Genomic DNA, 17,481 nt, shown 5'->3' on the forward strand with positions numbered 1-17,481 from the left:
ACGGCACCTTCTCCCCCGGTCGCCCGAGGGTGGCCTCGCTAGAGTGAACGACACGGCTCCGCACCACACCGGACCGCACCCACCGCACCCAGGGACCCCACATTCACCTCGACGCCCTCGCCTCCCGGCTGCACCGGCTGCCGCCCTCCTGCGGCCCCGTCCGGCTCATCGGCGTAGACGGGCACGCGGGCTCGGGCAAAACCACGTTCGCGGGGCGGCTGGCCGAGGCGCTGGGCGGGGCTCCCGTGCTCCACCTGGACGACATCGCCACGCACGAGGAGCTTTTCGCCTGGACCGGGCGGCTGCTCCGGGAGGTCGTCGAGCCGCTGTCGCACGGCACGACGGCGCACTATCGGCCGTACGACTGGGACACCCGCGGCTTCGGACCGGACCGCGCCCTGCCGCCGGCCCCCGTGGTCCTCGTCGAGGGAGTGGGCGCCGGCCGTCGCGCGCTCAGGCCGTGGCTGGCGCGGCTGCTGTGGATGGAGCTGGCCGACGAGGACGCATGGGCGCGCGGGCGGCAGAGGGACGGGTCGGAGCAGAACGAGTTCTGGGAGGGGTGGGTCCGCGCCGAGCGCCGGCACTTCACCAAGGACCCGTCAAAACCGTTCGCCGATCTTCTGGTGCTGCAGTGTTCAGAGGGGTACGAGGTGCTCCAGGGACCTGCTGGGACGTCAGCGAAGAGCCTCTCGGTCACGGACCGTGACGGCCCAGCGTCTGTGTGCTGAACTTGTGAAGACCCACATCTGAGAAGTTGCCTGAGTGCCCCAACTCGGCTTGACCCGGGGGCCGTACAGGACTTACTTTCTGAATGTGCGGCCTTTTGGGGCCGCCCCGCAGACGCGAAGCCCCCGGTTGTTCCCCCGTGATCGGGGGCTTCGTTCTGCCCACAGCCGTTTTTCGGACGCTCCGAGGCGTGATTCGTTCACCCTGAGTCACCAAACGGAGTGCGCCCCATCTGCTCCCACCTCGGAGAACCTGTCGTGCGGCACCCTTCGGCCCGGTACTGCCCCGCAGGTACGATGCCTCTCGGTGCGACATTCGGACGGCTGCTCTCCGCACCGAACGCAACTCCCGTCCGCGGCACAGCGGTTCGACGAAGACTGCCGACGGGCACCGGCCCGCCCGGCGATCAACGGGGGCACGGTTTGTGGGGGACGTGATGGACTTCGGCACGCAGGGCCCCGAGGCCCCGGCCGACCTCGCCTGGCTGCGAGGTGTGGACGCCTACACGATGGGGGCCTATCCGCAGGCGGAGGAGGAATTCCGCGCCGCGGTCCGGATGGATCCGGGCATGGCCGACGGCTGGCTCGGGCTGCACGCGCTGCGCATCGACACGACTACGGCGCTGCTGCGCATGTTCCGGCACCGGGACCGCTTCGGGGAACAGCGCTCCCGCCACCGGCGGACGCTCAACTCCTGGTACTGGCTGGGCTGGTGGGTACAGCCGGTCCTGGAGTCGCCGCGCGATCTGCTGCTCGCGCACGCCTCGCACTGGCTCGACGGGCGTCATGTCCCGGAGCTGGACCGGGCGCTCGCGAGCCTGCCGCCCGTGGACGCGGATCCGCAGGTGCGGTTCCTGCACGCCTGCCGGGCGTATCTGGTCAAGGACTGGGAGCAGTTGGTCCGGCACACGGATCCGCTGATCGACGATCCGATGCTGGGCATCGAGGCGGGTCTCTTCGGCGGCATGGCACGGGTACGCCTGGAGATGTTCGGGCAGGCCGAGCCGCTGCTGTCGTCGGCGCTGATGCGCTGTCGCAGCGAGCAGCCGCAGCGCAAGGAGCTGCGGTACTGGCTGGCGCGGGCGCACGAGGGAACGGGCCGCTCCGCCGCGGCACTGCCCCTGTACCGGGCGGTCCACCGGGTCGACCCGGCCTTCATGGACACCTCCGCGCGGCTCGCGGCGATCTCCGAGGGCGACGGGTACGACGACACGGCCGACCTCGCGGCGATCACGCTCACCGGTGTCGGCCAGGACATTCTGGACGGCCCGGACGGTGTCGACCCGCTGTTCGGCGGCGAGGGCCGTGATCTCAAGCTCTCGGAGCCCGAACTGCCGCCGCCGGGCGCGCTGCCCTCGGAGGCGGACCGGGTCCGCGAGAAGGCCATCGTGCCGGTACGTCCGCCGCATCTGCCGACCGGGCCCACCGATCCGGCACTGCTCGAAGAGGCGCTCCTGGAGCTGGAGCACATGGTCGGCCTCGAACCGGTCAAGCGCCAAGTCAAGGCGCTGTCCGCGCAGTTGAACATGGCGCGGCTGCGGGCCGGGCAGGGCCTGCCGGTCCAGCCGCCGAAACGGCACTTCGTCTTCTCGGGCCCCTCCGGCACCGGCAAGACGACCGTGGCCCGGATCCTCGGCCGGGTCTTCTACGCGCTCGGCCTGCTCGGCGGCGACCACCTCGTCGAGGCCCAACGCGCCGACCTGGTGGGTGAGTACCTCGGCCAGACCGCCGTGAAGGCCAACGAACTGATCGACTCCGCGATCGGCGGCGTCCTCTTCGTCGACGAGGCCTACTCGCTCTCCAACTCCGGCTACGGCAAGGGCGACGCGTACGGCGACGAGGCGTTGCAGGTCCTGCTGAAGCGGGCCGAGGACAACCGCGACCACCTCGTCGTGATCCTCGCCGGCTACCCCGAGGGCATGGACCGTCTGCTGGCCGCCAACCCTGGGCTCTCGTCCCGCTTCACGACCCGCGTCGACTTCCCCTCGTACCGTCCGCTCGAACTCACCTCGATCGGCGAGGTGCTGGCCGCGGAGAACGGCGACGTGTGGGACGAGGAGGCGCTCGACGAGCTGCGCTCCATCAGCGGGCACGTCGTCGACCAGGGCTGGATCGACGAGCTCGGCAATGGGCGGTTTCTGCGCACGCTGTACGAGAAGAGCTGCGCGTATCGCGATTTGCGGCTGTCGGTCTATCCGGGCCACCTCACCCGGGACGACCTGTCCACGCTTCGGCTGGCCGATCTCATGCAGGCGTACGGAGAGGTGTTGTCGGGGCGGGGACCGCAGGATCCCTCGCCGTTGTGAGCTGCGCCCACGGGCTCGGTGCTTGAGCCCGGCCCCTGAGCTCGGTCCTTGATGACGGGGCGCGGGTGCGGCAGCTTCGTGGCTTGTCGCGCCCAGCGGCGGAGCCGCAGATGTCACAGCCCCCGCGCCCCCCTCAAAAACAGGAGGGGCGCGGGGGCTGCGTCAGCTCGCCAGGGCCTGTTCCGCTGTCTCCGGACCCGGTGCCGGGTCCGCCGTCTCCTTGCGCGGCTCACCGACCCGTGCCGTCGGAGTCTCCCGGTGTGCCGGGTCCCGGACCTCGCCGACCAGGAGTTCCAGTACGTCCTCCAGGGCGACCAGGCCGAGTACCTTGCCCGACGCGTCGGCGACCTGGGCGAGGTGCGTCGCGGCGCGGCGCATCACGGTCAGGGCGTCGTCCAGCGGGAGTTCGGCCCCGAGGGTCGTCATGGGGCGCCAGATCTGCTGCGGCACGGCCCGTTCGGACTCCTCCAGGTCGAGTACGTCCTTCACGTGCAGATAGCCCATGAAGGCGCCGTTCTCGGCGGCCACCGGGAAGCGGGAGTACCCGGTGCGGGCGGTGAGAGCGACGACCTGGCCCGGGGTGACCGAGGGGCCGACGGTCACCAGGGACTCGCTGTCCAGGAGCACATCGGTGACCGGGCGGGAGCCCAGCTCCAGGGCGTCTTCGAGGCGCTCCTGCTCCTCGGGGTCGAGCAGGCCCGCCTGTCCCGCGTCCTCGACGAGCCGGTTGAGCTGCTCACTTGTGAAGACCGCCTCGACCTCGTCCTTGGGCTCGACGTGGAAGAGCCGCAGGATGACGCGGGCGCAGGCGCCGAGGCCCAGTGTCACCGGCTTGCAGAGCCGGGCGAAGGCGACCAGGCCGGGGCTGAGCCACAGCGCGGTCTTCTCGGGGGCTGCCATCGCCAGGTTCTTCGGCAGCATCTCGCCGACGACGAGGTGCAGGAAGACGACCGCGGCGAGGGCTATGACGTACCCGAGCGGGTGGATCATGCCCTCGGGCAGGTGGACGGCGTGGAACACCGGCTCCAGGAGGTGCGCGACGGTGGGCTCGGCGACCGCGCCGAGCGTCAGCGAGCAGACCGTGATGCCGAACTGCGCGGCGGCCATCATCTGCGGCAGGTTCTCCAGGCCGTACATGACCTGGCGGGCCCGTGCGGTGCCGAGCGGTTCGATCTGGCTGCGGCGGACGGAGACCAGCGCGAACTCGGCGCCGACGAAGAAGCCGTTGGCGAGCACGAGCAGGGCGGCGAACAGGAGTTGGAGCACGCTCATCGGACGGCCTCCACCACGGAGGCGGCGGCCGAGGCGGCACCGACGGTCCTGACCAGCCGGACCCGCTCGGCCCGGTAGTGCCCGACCTGGCGCACGGAGAGGCGCCATCCAGGCAGTTCCGCCTTGTCACCGGGTGCGGGGATCCGGCCGAGCAGATCGGCGACCAGGCCGGCGACCGTCTCGTACGGGCCCTCGGGGACGTCCAGGCCTATGCGCTGGAGGATGTCGACACGGCAGCTGCCGTCGGCGTCCCAGGCGGGCCGGCCGTCCTCGGCCGGTGCGGCGGCGAGTTCGGGGACGTCATGGTCGTCGTGCTCGTCGCGGACCTCTCCGACGAGTTCCTCGACGATGTCCTCCAGGGTGACCACGCCGGCCGTGCCGCCGTACTCGTCGACGACGACCGCGATGGGCTGTTCGTTGCGCAGCCGCTCCAGGAGGGGCTGCACGGGCAGCGTCTCCGGGACGAGCAGCGGGGCCTGGGCGATCCTGGTGACGGGTGTGCGCAGGCGGTCCTGCGAGGGCACCGCGAGGGCGTCCTTGAGGTGCACCATGCCGACGATCTCGTCGATCCGCTCCCGGTAGACGGGGAAGCGGGACAGGCCCGTGGCGCGGGTGAGGTTCACGACGTCCTCGGCGGTCGCGGAGGACTGGAGGGCGCTGACCTTCACGCGCGGGGTCATGACGTGCTGCGCGGTGAGGTCGGCCAGCGAGAGCGTACGGACGAACAGGTCGGCGGTGTCCTGTTCCAGGGCGCCTGCCTGGGCCGAGTGCCGGGCCAGGGAGACCAGCTCGCCGGGGGTGCGGGCGGAGGCCAGCTCGGCGGTGGGCTCGACGCCCAGGGTGCGGACGAGCCGGTTGGCCACGGAGTTCAGCCCCGAGATCACCGGCCGGAACACGGTCGAGAAGGCGTGCTGCGGGCCCGCGACGAACCGCGCGACCTGCATGGGCCTGGAGACCGCCCAGTTCTTGGGCACGAGCTCGCCGATCACCATCTGCACGGCCGAGGCCAGCAGCATGCCGACGACCACGGCGACACCGGACACGGCTCCCTCGGGGATGCCGACCGCGGTGATGGGGCCGTTCAGCAGCTCGGCGAGCGCCGGTTCGGCGAGCATGCCGACGACCAGCGAGGTGATGGTGATGCCGAGCTGGGTGCCGGAGAGCTGGAAGGACAGCTCCTTGAGCGAGTTGACGACCGTACGGGCCCGTCGGTCGCCCTCGGCGGCGGCCTTCTCGGCGTCGGGGCGCTCCACCGTGACGAGGCCGAATTCGGCCGCCACGAAGAAGCCGTTGGCGAGGATCAACAGGAACGCCGCTCCGAGGAGCAGCAGGGGGATGGTCATGCCGCCGCCTCGATATGTCGGGAGGGGGCGGCGCAGGTACTACAGGACGATCCGTCCATCGCTGGAGGGAGTCACTCCTCGAAATAGCAGGGGGCCTCTGGATCCCGGGTGGGAAGGCAGAGGCGGAGGCGCAACGAAAACGCCTCCGCCAACAGATTAATCAAGACATGGGCCCGTTCGGCAGGGTGGAAGGCCGAGAGTCAGGCGTGATGTTCGTCGTGCTCGTCTTCCTGATGTCCGTCGGGCTCGTGGACGGAGTGGGTTTCGACGAGGGCCCGCAGCGCACGGGCGTCGCGGATCGCGCGCTGCTTGGCGATGCCCGGCTGGATGCCGAGCGCGGCCAGGCTGGTGCCGTCGCTGAGGTTCAGGAACACCCACGGGTCGCCCGGGCGCAGGTTGACCTGCAGGATCTCCGCCCAGGCCAGCTTCCGGCGGCCGGCGATGTTCACGACGGTCACGCCGGATTCGTCGGCGACGACTTTCGGCCGGGAGAGCAGCACGAGCACCCCGAAGAGCAGGGCCCCGGTGAAGACGAAGCTGGTGCGCTCCCCCGGGCTGAGCTTCTCCAGCAGCATCGCGACTGTGGTGATGACCACGAAGATCGTGGCGCCGGCGGTGAGCAGGACGGCTCGGGTGCGTCCCGGGCGGAAGGTGACCGGGAGAGCGGGCAGCTCTGGTGTGTCGGGCATGGCGGGCGGTCCTCAGAGGCGGCAGGCGTGGATGGCCGTGGTCAGGATGGCCCGCGCGCCGATGTCGTACAGGTCGTCCATGATCCGCTGGGCTTCCTTGGACGGGACCATGGCGCGCACGGCGACCCAGCCCTCGTTGTGCAGCGGCGAGACGGTCGGCGACTCCAGGCCGGGGGTGAGGGCGACGGCCTTCTCCAGCTGCTCGACGCGGCAGTCGTAGTCCATCATCACGTAGGTCCGCGCGACGAGGACGCCCTGGAGGCGGCGCAGGAACTGCTGGACCTTGGGCTCTGTCTCCTCGGTGGCCCCGGTGGCCTCCGCGCCGGTGCGGCGGATGACGACGGCCTCGGACTTCATGATCGGATCGCCGAAGACCTCCAACCCCGCGTTGCGCAGCGAGGTGCCGGTCTCGACGACGTCCGCGATGACCTCGGCGACACCGAGCTCGATGGCCGTCTCGACGGCGCCGTCGAGGTGGACGACGGACGCGTCGATGCCCTTGTCGTCGAGGTACTTGGCGACGATGCCCTCGTACGAGGTGGCGACGGTCTTGCCGGCGAGGTCTGCGAGGCCTGCCGCCGTGCCGGGCTTGCCGGCGAAGCGGAAGGTGGAGCGGGCGAAGCCGAGCGGGAGGATGGGCTCCGCGTTGGCGCCGGAGTCGATCAGCAGGTCGCGGCCGGTGATGCCGATGTCGAGCTTGCCGGAGGAGACGTAGATCGCGATGTCGCGGGGGCGGAGGTAGAAGAACTCGACCTCGTTCTCCGGGTCGACGATCCGGAGCTCCTTGGCCTCCCTGCGCTGCTGGTAGCCGGCCTCATGCAGCATCTCCCCCGCGGGGCCTGACAGGGAACCCTTGTTGGGGACGGCGATGCGCAGCATGAGGTCGGCTTCCTTTGTTCGTCCGTACGGCTGTCGGCTCGTACGGTGCGGGAGTGGGCGTGCTTCTCGGAGGTACGGCTCGGAGTTCGCGGAGTCGCGGCTCAGAGATGGGCGTACACGTCGTCGAGGGAGATGCCGCGGGCGACCATCATCACCTGGACGTGGTAGAGCAGCTGCGAGATCTCCTCGGCGGCCGCGTCCTTGCCCTCGTACTCGGCGGCCATCCAGACCTCGGCGGCCTCTTCGACGACCTTCTTGCCGATGGCATGGACCCCCTTGCCGACCAGCTCTGCGGTGCGGGAAGTGGCGGGGTCGCCGGTGGCGGCCTTGTGCTGGAGCTCGGTGAAGAGCTCCTCGAAAGTCTTCTTGGACATGGTGCTGCCCACCCTACGCGCAACCGCCGTTCGCTCAGCGCCAGGGTTCGGATACTGAGCGGAGGGTGGCCGCCGTCGCCACGGCGGCCGTCACCGCCTCGTGCCCCTTGTCCTCGTTCGAGCCCTCGATGCCCGCGCGGTCCAGGGCCTGTTCCTCGGTGTCGCAGGTCAGCACGCCGAAGCCGATGGGCACTCCGGTGTCGATCGAGACCTGGGTGAGGCCCTGGGTGACGCCCTGGCACACGTACTCGAAGTGGGGGGTGCCGCCGCGGATGACGACGCCGAGCGCGACGATCGCGTCGTACCCGCGGCCCGCGAGGACCTTCGCGACGACCGGCAGCTCGAAGCTGCCGGGGACCCTCAGGAGGGTCGGCTCGTCGATTCCCAGCTCGTGCAGGGCGCGCAGTGCGCCGTCGACGAGACCGTCCATCACCTTCTCGTGCCACTGCGCCGCGATGACGGCGACCCTGAGGTCGCTGCAGTTGCGTACGGACAGTTCGGGTGCACCCTTGCCGCTCACGTGTGTGTCTCCTCGTACTTTTCCGTTACTGGTTGCCGCAGGCGGACACGGTGGTCGTGTCCAGCCAGGGCAGGTCGTGCCCCATCCGGTCCCGCTTGGTGCGCAGATACCGGAGGTTGTGCTCGCCCGCCTGTACGGGCATCGGCTCGCGGTGGATGACCTTGAGGCCGTGGCGGACGAGCGCGTCGGTCTTCTCGGGGTTGTTGGTCATCAGGCGCAGGCTGCGCACGCCGAGGTCCTCAAGGATCTGCGCGCCGGCCGCGTAGTCCCGGGCGTCGGCGGGCAGGCCGAGCTCCAGGTTGGCGTCGAGGGTGTCGTGCCCCTGTTCCTGGAGTTCGTACGCGCGCAGCTTGGACAGGAGCCCGATGCCGCGCCCTTCGTGGCCGCGGAGGTAGACGACGATGCCGCGGCCCTCGGTCTGGATGCGCTCCAGGGAGGCTTCGAGCTGGGGCCCGCAGTCGCAGCGCAGCGAGTGGAAGATGTCGCCGGTGAGGCATTCGGAGTGGACGCGGACGAGGACGTCCTCGCCGTCGCCGATCTCGCCGTGGACGAGGGCGACGTGCTCGACGCCGTCCACGATGGAGCGGTAGCCGAAGGCCGTGAACTCACCGAAGGCGGTGGGCAGTTGGGTCTCGGCCTCGCGGCGGACCGTGGGCTCGGAGCTCTGACGGTAGGCGATCAGGTCCTCGATGGAGATGATCGTCAGGCCGTGCTTGCGGGCGAACGGGATCAGCTCGGGCAGCCGCAGCATCCGGCCGTCCTCGCCCGCGATCTCGACGATGGCGCCGGCCGGGCGCAGACCCGCGAGCCGGGCGAGGTCGACGGCGGCCTCGGTGTGGCCGTTGCGGGTCAGGACGCCGCCGGGCTTGGCGCGCAGCGGGAAGATGTGGCCCGGGCGCACGAGGTCGCTCGCCTGGGCCTCGCCGCCGGCCAGCAGCTGGAGCGTGGTGGCGCGGTCTGCGGCGGAGATGCCGGTGGTCACGCCGTACGCGGGGCCCGCGTCGACGGAGACCGTGAAGGCCGTGCGCATCGACTCGGTGTTGTTCTCGACCATCTGCGGGAGCTGGAGGCGGTCGAGCTCGTCGCCCTCCATGGGTGCGCAGATCAGACCGCGGCACTCGCTCATCATGAAGGCGATGATCTCGGGGGTCGCCTTCTCGGCGGCGATGACGAGGTCGCCCTCGTTCTCCCGGTTCTCGTCGTCGACGACCACGACCGGGCGGCCCGCCGCGATGTCGGCGATGGCCTGCTCGACGGGGTCGAGCGCGAAGTCGGAGGCGTCCTGATCGTGGCCCGTGCTGTACCAAACCGGCGCGGTTGTCATGCCGGGGCTCCTTCCAGGAAGGGCTGCCCGGCCTTGCGGGAGCGCAGCCACCAGTCGCGCATGCCCCACAGGACGAGCGCGCCGTAGATGATGTAGACGAAGCCGGAGAAGGCGAAGCCGTTGGCGAAGTTCAGCGGCACGCCCACCAGGTCGACGAGCAGCCAGGCGAACCAGAACTCGACCATGCCGCGCGCCTGGGCGTACATCGCGACGACCGTGCCGACGAAGATGTACGCGTCCGGCCAGGGGTCCCAGGACAGCGTCGGGTACGCGGTGAACAGGCTGCCGACCGCGAGGGTGCCGACGGCCGCGGCGCCGAGGAGGTACCCGCGCTCGCGCCAGGTGGCGAAGCGGACGGCGATGGAGCCGTCCTGGGCGCCGCCCTTGCCGCGGTTCCACTGCCACCAGCCCCACAGGGCGACGGCCATGACCACCATTTGCTTGCCGGCGCTGCCGGAGAGGTGGGCGGTGGCGAACGCGGCGAGGAGGATGGCCCCGGACAGGAACTGGACGGGCCAGGTCCAGATGGACCGCCGCCAGCCGAGGGCGAGACCGATCAGCCCGATCACGTTGCCGATCATGTCGGCCCACTTGATGTGCTGGCCGAAGAGCGTGAACGCCTCGGAGTTGAGCCAGTTCACGGCGTCGCTCCCTGGGTGCCGGGCAGCCCGGCCGGCTGCTCTCCCCGCGAGCCGAGCAGCCGCTCGACGTACTTGGCGATCACGTCGACCTCGAGGTTGACCGGGTCGCCGGGCTGCTTGAGGCCGAGCGTGGTCAGGTCGAGGGTGGTCGGGATGAGGCTGACGGTGAAGAAGTCGGGGCCCGCCTCGACGACGGTCAGGCTGATGCCGTCGACGGTGATGGAGCCCTTCTCGACGACATAGCGCGTGAGGTCCGCGGGGAGGGAGATCTTCACGATCTCCCAGTTCTCGGACGGCTTGCGCTCGACGACCTCGCCCGTGCCGTCCACATGGCCCTGCACGATGTGCCCGCCGAGGCGGTCGCCGACGGCCATGGGGCGTTCGAGGTTGACGCGGGAGCCGACGGCGAGGACGCCGAGGCTGGAGCGGTCCAGGGTCTCCGCCATCACGTCGGCGGTGAACTCGTCGCCCTCGTGCTCGACGACCGTCAGACAGACACCGTTGACGGCGATGGAGTCGCCGTGGCGGGCGCCTTCGGTGACTACGGGGCCACGGAGCCGGAAACGGGAGGCGTCGCCGAGGTTCTCGACGGCGGTGATCTCACCCAGCTCTTCGACGATTCCGGTGAACACTTCCCGGGTCCTCCTGCCATTTCGGGCACGGACTCCGGGGCCTGTCGATGACGACAGATATGAGCGAGCGAGGACACCGGGGGCGACGCCGCGTAGGACGCGTCCCGTGGGACACGTCGAAACAGACGGCGGCGCGCACGAATGCCCGCCCGCCGCGCACTGCCTCCCATCCGGACTTTAACCGTCGGTCCAGGAATTTCACCTGGTCAACCGGCCGCTGGAAGCGACCGGGTCGCGGACTGTAACCGCCGGTTCGGACTTTCACCGACCCCGGAGTGCGCTGCTTCTGGTACAGACTCAGTGTGCCACGCCTGATCGACGCCCATGCGGGCGAATGTTGTGGGCTGCCTCACAGGGTGTGCCGATGGACTTCACGGGACACTCGTGGCGGACCAGCTACCTTTCAGACACAGCAGCTTAGTATTGGTCCATACCTATTGACGCTTTGGTCTAGTCCTCTTTAGGGTCTGCGTTCACCGACGCCTCTACGGGCTCCGCGTTCGCCGGCCCGCCCCCAGAACGACCCGGCGGCGGTGACGGAGGCCCTTGCCCCGCCGCCGGGTCTCCGCTTCCCGGACATCGACCGTTCCGCCCGCCACCTCTCGGGAACCGGGCGCCGCCCCTCCGGAGGCGGGCGTCACCTCTCCGGAGGCGCGAACAGCTCGTCCTGGGCTCCGTCCCGCGCCATCAGCAGCGCCCCGCGGAGCACGGCGCCGCCGCCCAGGGTGCCGGCCCGCACCTCGGTGGGCAGCGGTGACATTCGGCCGACCCGGTCCTGGACGCGGGCGGCCAGCACCTCGCCGCCCGCCCCGCCGATCTCGCCCGCGAGCACCAGGCAGCCCGGGTCGAGCACGGCGACGACGGACGCGGCACCGAGGGCGACGCGTTCGGCGAGCGTGTCGAGGAAGCCCGAGGCCAAGGGGTCACCGGCGTCGGCCTCGACCCGCGCCACGGCCTCCCGCACCAGCGCCGCCGCATACGGTTCGTGCGGTGCGGCGGGCGCCACGATCCCGTAGCGCCCCGCCAGTTCGGTGATCGCGGCGGCGCCCGCGAGGGAGTGGAAGCCGCCCTCGCAGTCCGTCGCGGACGGCATGCCGCTCGTGCCCGGCACCGGCAGGAAGCCGATCTCACCCGTACCGCCGGAGGCACCCCGGCGCAGGGCGCCGTCCAGGACGACGGCAGCGCCGATGCCGTGGCCGAGCCAGAGCAGGACGAAGGTGTCGCGATCCCGTGCGGCCCCGTCGCGCTGTTCGGCCAGCGCGGCGAGGTTGGTCTCGTTCTCGACGAGGACGCGGGCAGGCAGTCGCTCCTGCAACGCCGCGGCGAGGCGGCGGTGCCATTCGGGCAGGCCCGAGGAGTCGCGCAGCTCGCCGGTGGCGGGGTCGATCAGCCCTGGGGCTCCGACGCCGATGGTGTGCAGCCGCTCGACGCCCGCCTCCTTGGCCGTACGTTCGACCAGCGTGACCGCCTGCTCGACGGCGGGCCCGGTGTCCGTGCCGTCGCCGATCGGCACCGACGCCTCGGCCAGCACCGAGCCCAGCAGGTCCGAGACGAGGACGGCGACGCCCTCGGTGCGTACGTCCAGTGCGGCCAGGTGGGCGCGGTCGGCGACGATCCCGTACAGCCGGGCGTTCGGGCCGCGTCGCTGTTCGCCCGACTCCCCCACGACGCCTACGAGTCCGGCCGCGGCGAGGCGTTCCACCAGGTCGGCGACGGAGGGCCGGGACAGGCCGGTGAGCTGTTTCAACTGCCCTGCCGTCAAAGGGCCTTCCTGCTGGAGGAGGCGCAGGGCGAGCCGGTCGTTGATGGCCCGGGCGGTGCTCGGTGATGCGGGCATGCCGGGATCCTTCCAGATCGGGGGCGCCGGGGCGGCAGAGCCCAATACCGCCTATCTATCAGGCAGGGTTCCTGATAGTTTACGGCGGCACAGTGGGGAGAGGACAGGGAGGGGCCGGAAAATGGGTGAAGTGGTCTACCACCAGCGCGAGGTGAAGCGCTCCCGGTACGCCGTGGCGGTGGTGTTCGCCGTCCACGGTGCCGTCACCGGTTCGTTCGCGACCCGCGTGCCGTGGATCCAGGACCACGCCTCCGTGAGCGCGGGCCAACTCGGCCTGGCGCTCGCGTTCCCGGCGATCGGCGCGTCCGTCGCGATGCCGCTCGCGGGCAGCGTCAGCCACCGCTTCGGCGCCCGCGCGGCCCTGCGCGGCCTGATAGCCCTGTGGACGCTCGCGCTCACCCTCCCGGCACTCGCGCCGAACCTTGTCACCCTGTGCATGGCTCTCTTCGTCTACGGCGCGACGGCGGGCATGGCCGATGTGGCGATGAACGCCCTGGGTGTCGAGATCGAGAGCCTTCTCGACAAGTCGATCATGTCCGGGCTGCACGGGATGTGGAGCGCGGGCGCCCTGGTCGGCTCGGCGGCCGGCACCGTCGCGGCCCATCTGGGCTCGGACGCGCGTCTGCACCACGCGCTCGCCGCCGTGGCGCTCACGCTGATCGGCGTGGCCGCCTGCCAGTGGGTGCTGGACCTGCGTCCCACCGAGGACGAGGAACCGCCCCCGCGCTTCGCGCTGCCTCCTAAGTCGGCGCTGCTCATCGGCGCGATCGGCTTCTGCGCGGTGTTCGCGGAGGGGGCGAGCCTGGACTGGTCGGCGGTGTATCTGCGGGACGTCCTGGACAGCTCGGCCGGGGTCGCGGCCGCGTCCACGACGGGCTTCACGCTCACCATGGCGATCGCGCGGTTCGCCGGCGACGCTGTGGTGGACCGCTTCGGCCCGGTCCGTACGGTACGGGTCAGCGGCGCCCTCGCGACCCTCGGCGCGCTGCTCGTCGTGGTGGCCCGGAACGCCCCGATGGCCATGGCCGGCTTCGCCCTGCTGGGCCTCGGCATCGCCGTCGTCGTCCCGCTCTGCTTCGCGGCGGCCGGTCGCAGCGGCCCCAACCCGTCCCAGGCCATCGCGGGCGTCGCCACCATCACGTACACCTCCGGTCTGATCGCGCCGTCCGCGATCGGGGCCGTGGCGGACGCGACGAGCCTGGTGACGTCCTTCGTCCTCGTGACGGTGCTGACCCTCGGCCTCGCCTCGTTCGCGAACGTACTGCGTGCCAGCGGTCGCACCGCCGGCGGGAAGGTCAGCCCGGCGGACGCGCCGGTTCCGGATCGCCGACCCTGAACCGGCCGCGCCTCCCGCTCCGCCCTACCATGGCGCTGATCTTCACTTACGGATCTTGACGTCGGCCCATCGACGTCAAGATCTCGACGTACAGAGAAAGCGAAGCCCCACCATGGACCTCGGCGTGCGCTGGAAGCTGCACGGTGACGGGCGCACGCCCGCGCCGGGGGCGGTCGTCCGCCCCGACGAACGGCTCTCGTGGCCGCGTACGGCCGGGCTCGGCGCCCAGCACGTGGTGGCGATGTTCGGGGCGTCCTTCGTCGCGCCGGTCCTGATGGGCCTGGACCCGAACCTCGCGATCATGATGTCGGGCGTCGCGACGGTGATCTTCCTGCTCGCGACCCGCGGCCGGGTGCCCAGCTATCTGGGCTGCTCGCTGTCCTTCGTGGGCGTCGCCGCGGTCATCCGCGCGCAGGGCGGCAGCAGCGCCACCGTGACCGGTGCCGTCTTCGTGGTCGGGGTCGCGCTGTTCCTCGTGGGTCTCGCGGTGCAGCGGTTCGGGGCGCGGATCATCCACGCCGCGATGCCGCCGATCGTCACGGGCGCGGTCGTCATGCTGATCGGCTTCAACCTGGCGCCGGTCACCGCCTCCACGTACTGGCCGCAGGACCAGTGGACGGCGCTGCTCGTCATGGTGTTCACCGCTCTGGCCGTGGTGTGCCTGCGCGGTTTCTGGTCACGGATCGCGATCTTCCTCGGGCTGGTCTTCGGGTACGGGATCTCCTGGGTCTTCGACCGCGTCTTCGGGCGGATCCACTCGGTCGACGCGAGCGGCAAGCTCACCGACCACTGGCGGCTCGACCTCTCCGCCGTGGGCCGGGCCGACTGGATCGGGCTGCCGAACTTCCACGGCCCGTCCTTCGAGTGGTCGGCGATCCTCGTGGCGCTGCCCGTCGTCATCGCGCTCGTCGCCGAGAACGCGGGCCATGTGAAAGCGGTCGGCGAGATGACCGGCGACCCGCTCGACGACAAGCTGGGCACCGCGATCTCCGCGGACGGCGTCGGCTCGATGCTCTCCACCGCCGTGGGCGGCCCGCCCAACACCACGTACTCCGAGAACATCGGCGTGATGGCCGCGACCCGGGTCTACTCCACGGCCGCCTACTGGACCGCCGCCGGCTTCGCGCTGCTCTTCGGCCTCTGCCCGAAGTTCGGCGCGATCGTGGCCGCCATCCCGGGCGGTGTGCTCGGCGGGATCACGGTCATCCTGTACGGCATGATCGGCCTGCTCGGCGCGCAGATCTGGCTCAACGCCGGGGTGGACCTGCGCAATCCGCTGAACCTGGTGCCGGCCGCGGCGGGCATCATCATCGGCGTCGGCAACGTCACGCTGGAGTTCACCGACACGTTCTCGCTGAGCGGCATCGCGCTCGGCACGCTCGTCGTCATCATCGGCTACCACGCGCTGCGCGCGATGGCCCCGGCACACCTCAAGTCGCAGGAGCCGCTGCTCGACGAGGGAACGTCCTCGTACGACGACTCATCGGCCGCGGGGGCGGACCAGAGGTCGGACCCGGGGCCGGATCAGCGCGCCAAGTCGTAGGCGTAGTCCGGGGTGAACGTCCCGGGCGCGCCCTTGCAGCCGTCGGACTCGCCGGGCAGCTTCACCCACAGGTAGGCGTCGATCCGTGCCTCTCCGGTGCTCATGGTCGGCGCCTGGCCGAGCTTGCGGCCCGCGGGGTCGCACCACTCGCCGTCGGCCGGGGCGCCGTTGCCGTTGCGGCTGGTGTCGATGACGGCGCCCAGGCTCGCGGGGCCGCCGAGGGCGTCGAGGGTCCGGCGGACGTACGAGATCTCGTCGCCGGTCCGGTTGAAGTTGGAGACGTTGCTGAAGATGCCGTCCGAGGAGGCGGCGGACGCGGCACCGGCCCGGCGCAGCAGCCCGGCCTGCTTCTCCGGGGTGTTCCAGTCGGAGTGGCCCGCGTCGAAGTAGACCCGCGCCTTCGGGTTCGCCGCCTTGAGGACGCGTCCCGCGCGGGCCAGCGAGGCGAACCGGGCGGCCCGGTCGCCCTCGGACAGACAGTCGGACTGGGCGATCGCATCCGGCTCCAGGACCACGATGACCTCCTCGGAACCGAGGCCCGCCGCGAACTTGTCGATCCACCCGTCGTACGCCCCGAGGTCCGGCGCACCGCCCTGCGAGGCCCCGCCGCAGTCGCGGTTCGATATCGCGTACGGGACGACGACCGGGACCCTGCCCTTCGCCGAGCCGGCCGAAGTGACGGCCCTGACGCGGGCGGTGATGTTCGACGGTGTGTAGTCCGCGAACCACACGGCGGCCGGCCGGTCGGCTATCCGGGACTCGATGAGCGGGCGGCGCGGGTCGTTGCGGTGGTCACGGACCCAGTCGAGGACCTGCGACTCGGGGTGGCGGTACAGCTGCACGGACACGGGCTCCGTCCTCGGCTTCGTCGACGCGCTCTTCGAGGGCTTCGGGCTCGGCTTCGCCTTGGACGGGGAGGGCGACGGGGACGGTGAGGCGGACGTCTTCGAGGGCGACGGCGTCGGCACGCCGGGCAGCGGCTGCAGGAGCGGTGAGCTGGTGACGTCGGGCCGCGCCTCGTCGCTGCCGCGGCCGTCGTCGAGCGCGGACATCATCCCCGTCACGGTGCCGACCACGACGACCGCGGACGCCACGGCGACCATGGCGCCCCGCCGGGCGGCGCGCCTGCGCTCGGCCCTGCGTGCGGCCAGGCGATGGGCACGTTGCCCTGACACGTGGTGCTCCCCCCTCCGTCGGGTCCCGCGTGTTCCCCCGTTCTGGGGAAGCGCTCGGCCCGGCGGCCCTCAGCACAGCCTAGGCCTGGGACCCTGCCCCCATGGTGCCGTTGGAACGCTTCGGAGAAGACACGGTTCGCGTGCACAGCGTCGACGCGGTGGTGCACCGGATGCGTGCGCTCGGTGCGGCCTGGCCCGAGCGGGACGGTGTCGCGGTCTTCAACCGTGTCTACCTCGCCGTCACCGAGGAGGTCGACCGGCGCCTGGAGACAGGGCACTTCACCGATGCGCGCGCCGCGATCACGCTGGACGTGCGGTTCGCGGAGCGCTATCTGGACGCCGTCGAGGCGGTGGCGGACGAGCGCCGCCCGCCCGCCTGCTGGCGGCCCCTGTTCCAGCTCCGGCGCCATCCCGGAGTACGTCCGCTGCAGTTCGCCCTCGCGGGCATCAATGCGCACATCGGGCACGATCTGGCGCTCGCGGTCGTGGACACCTGTCGTACTCTCGGCTGCGAACCGGCCGAGCTGGAGGACGAGTTCGATCGTGTGGGTGACGTCCTCGTCTCGCTGGAGGAGCGGATCCGCGAAGATCTGATGCCGGGCCCCGATCTCCTCCAGATCGCCGATCCGCTGACCCATCTGCTCGGCGCGTGGAGCCTGGACCGGGCGCGGGACGCGGCGTGGTCCGCCGCCCGGGCGGTGTGGGCGCTGCGGGAACTCCCCGACCTGGCCGAGGAGTTCGTGGAGCGGCTCGACACGGGGGTTGGCCTGGTCGGCCGTTGTCTGCTCACGCCGTTGGGCGCTCCGCTGGGAGCGTGGTGATCGATCTGCGGGCCGGTCGGGGCTGGTCGCGCCCCGCGGCGGAGCCGCATATCGATACGGCCCC

Annotated in this window: 16 protein-coding genes and 1 riboswitch; of the genes, 5 read left to right on the top strand and 11 right to left on the bottom strand. The window is 71.1% G+C overall.

Translation table 11 applies throughout. The annotated features are described in order from the left end of the window. Nucleotides 1-101 precede the first annotated feature (101 nt). Both ACN20J_RS10075 and ACN20J_RS10080 read left to right on the top strand, forming a co-directional pair. Nucleotides 102-728, top strand: a complete 627-nt coding sequence (locus tag ACN20J_RS10075; protein ID WP_419668863.1) for a uridine kinase family protein — start codon at nucleotides 102-104, stop codon at nucleotides 726-728. 434 nt (nucleotides 729-1,162) lie between these two features. Further along, nucleotides 1,163-3,031 carry an AAA family ATPase gene (locus ACN20J_RS10080; protein ID WP_189839834.1) on the top strand — a complete coding sequence of 623 codons (1,869 nt, stop codon included), beginning with the start codon at nucleotides 1,163-1,165 and terminating at the stop codon, nucleotides 3,029-3,031. A 162-nt stretch (nucleotides 3,032-3,193) separates the two neighbouring features. On the opposite strand, the gene ACN20J_RS10085 is transcribed toward ACN20J_RS10080, so the two are convergent. The 10 genes from ACN20J_RS10085 to ACN20J_RS10130 form a co-directional block, all read right to left on the bottom strand. Then, nucleotides 3,194-4,303: a hemolysin family protein gene (locus ACN20J_RS10085; RefSeq protein WP_189839835.1), complete on the bottom strand. Its 1,110-nt coding sequence runs from the start codon at nucleotides 4,301-4,303 to the stop codon at nucleotides 3,194-3,196. Beyond that, nucleotides 4,300-5,646 carry a hemolysin family protein gene (locus tag ACN20J_RS10090; RefSeq protein ID WP_190229257.1) on the bottom strand — a complete coding sequence of 449 codons (1,347 nt, stop codon included), beginning with the start codon at nucleotides 5,644-5,646 and terminating at the stop codon, nucleotides 4,300-4,302. The genes ACN20J_RS10085 and ACN20J_RS10090 overlap by 4 nt, the downstream gene beginning before the upstream one ends. 200 nt (nucleotides 5,647-5,846) lie before the next feature. Then, a complete protein-coding gene (locus ACN20J_RS10095; protein ID WP_189839837.1) occupies nucleotides 5,847-6,335 on the bottom strand; it encodes a PH domain-containing protein in 489 nt (162 codons plus the stop codon). A gap of 12 nt (nucleotides 6,336-6,347) precedes the next feature. Further along, on the bottom strand, nucleotides 6,348-7,214 hold the full coding sequence (gene hisG, locus ACN20J_RS10100) for an ATP phosphoribosyltransferase (protein ID WP_419665746.1): 867 nt from the start codon (nucleotides 7,212-7,214) through the stop codon (nucleotides 6,348-6,350). 101 nt (nucleotides 7,215-7,315) lie between these two features. Next, nucleotides 7,316-7,588, bottom strand: coding sequence for a phosphoribosyl-ATP diphosphatase (locus tag ACN20J_RS10105; RefSeq protein ID WP_015661856.1), 273 nt, complete (start codon nucleotides 7,586-7,588; stop codon nucleotides 7,316-7,318). 34 nt (nucleotides 7,589-7,622) lie between these two features. After that, entirely contained in the window at nucleotides 7,623-8,108 is a 486-nt protein-coding gene (gene ribH, locus ACN20J_RS10110; protein ID WP_055615729.1) for a 6,7-dimethyl-8-ribityllumazine synthase, read from the bottom strand. 25 nt (nucleotides 8,109-8,133) lie between these two features. Next, nucleotides 8,134-9,432 carry a bifunctional 3,4-dihydroxy-2-butanone-4-phosphate synthase/GTP cyclohydrolase II gene (locus ACN20J_RS10115; protein WP_189839839.1) on the bottom strand — a complete coding sequence of 433 codons (1,299 nt, stop codon included), beginning with the start codon at nucleotides 9,430-9,432 and terminating at the stop codon, nucleotides 8,134-8,136. After that, nucleotides 9,429-10,073 carry a nicotinamide mononucleotide transporter family protein gene (locus tag ACN20J_RS10120; protein WP_189839840.1) on the bottom strand — a complete coding sequence of 215 codons (645 nt, stop codon included), beginning with the start codon at nucleotides 10,071-10,073 and terminating at the stop codon, nucleotides 9,429-9,431. The genes ACN20J_RS10115 and ACN20J_RS10120 overlap by 4 nt, the downstream gene beginning before the upstream one ends. Continuing rightward, nucleotides 10,070-10,705, bottom strand: a complete 636-nt coding sequence (locus tag ACN20J_RS10125; protein WP_361891348.1) for a riboflavin synthase — start codon at nucleotides 10,703-10,705, stop codon at nucleotides 10,070-10,072. The genes ACN20J_RS10120 and ACN20J_RS10125 overlap by 4 nt, the downstream gene beginning before the upstream one ends. 152 nt (nucleotides 10,706-10,857) lie before the next feature. Then, nucleotides 10,858-10,988: riboswitch (FMN riboswitch) on the bottom strand. Between the two features lie 354 nt (nucleotides 10,989-11,342). After that, nucleotides 11,343-12,542, bottom strand: coding sequence for an ROK family transcriptional regulator (locus tag ACN20J_RS10130; RefSeq protein WP_419665747.1), 1,200 nt, complete (start codon nucleotides 12,540-12,542; stop codon nucleotides 11,343-11,345). 121 nt (nucleotides 12,543-12,663) lie between these two features. Here ACN20J_RS10130 and ACN20J_RS10135 point away from each other — a divergent pair, with 121 nt between their 5' ends. After that, a complete protein-coding gene (locus ACN20J_RS10135) occupies nucleotides 12,664-13,878 on the top strand; it encodes an MFS transporter (RefSeq protein WP_419665748.1) in 1,215 nt (404 codons plus the stop codon). A 112-nt stretch (nucleotides 13,879-13,990) separates the two neighbouring features. Beyond that, nucleotides 13,991-15,421: a uracil-xanthine permease family protein gene (locus tag ACN20J_RS10140; protein WP_190229263.1), complete on the top strand. Its 1,431-nt coding sequence runs from the start codon at nucleotides 13,991-13,993 to the stop codon at nucleotides 15,419-15,421. On the opposite strand, the gene ACN20J_RS10145 is transcribed toward ACN20J_RS10140, so the two are convergent. Then, entirely contained in the window at nucleotides 15,403-16,524 is a 1,122-nt protein-coding gene (locus tag ACN20J_RS10145) for a glycoside hydrolase family 6 protein (protein WP_361996295.1), read from the bottom strand. The two genes, ACN20J_RS10140 and ACN20J_RS10145, sit on opposite strands and share 19 nt — an antisense overlap. Nucleotides 16,525-16,697: 173 nt before the next feature. Between ACN20J_RS10145 and ACN20J_RS10150 the strand changes: the two genes are divergently transcribed. Further along, on the top strand, nucleotides 16,698-17,417 hold the full coding sequence (locus ACN20J_RS10150) for a DUF5995 family protein (RefSeq protein WP_419665749.1): 720 nt from the start codon (nucleotides 16,698-16,700) through the stop codon (nucleotides 17,415-17,417). Nucleotides 17,418-17,481 lie beyond the last annotated feature (64 nt).

The sequence above is a fragment of the Streptomyces sp. 2-1 genome, from assembly GCF_048564895.1.
Classification (GTDB): Bacteria; Actinomycetota; Actinomycetes; order Streptomycetales; family Streptomycetaceae; genus Streptomyces; species Streptomyces phaeochromogenes.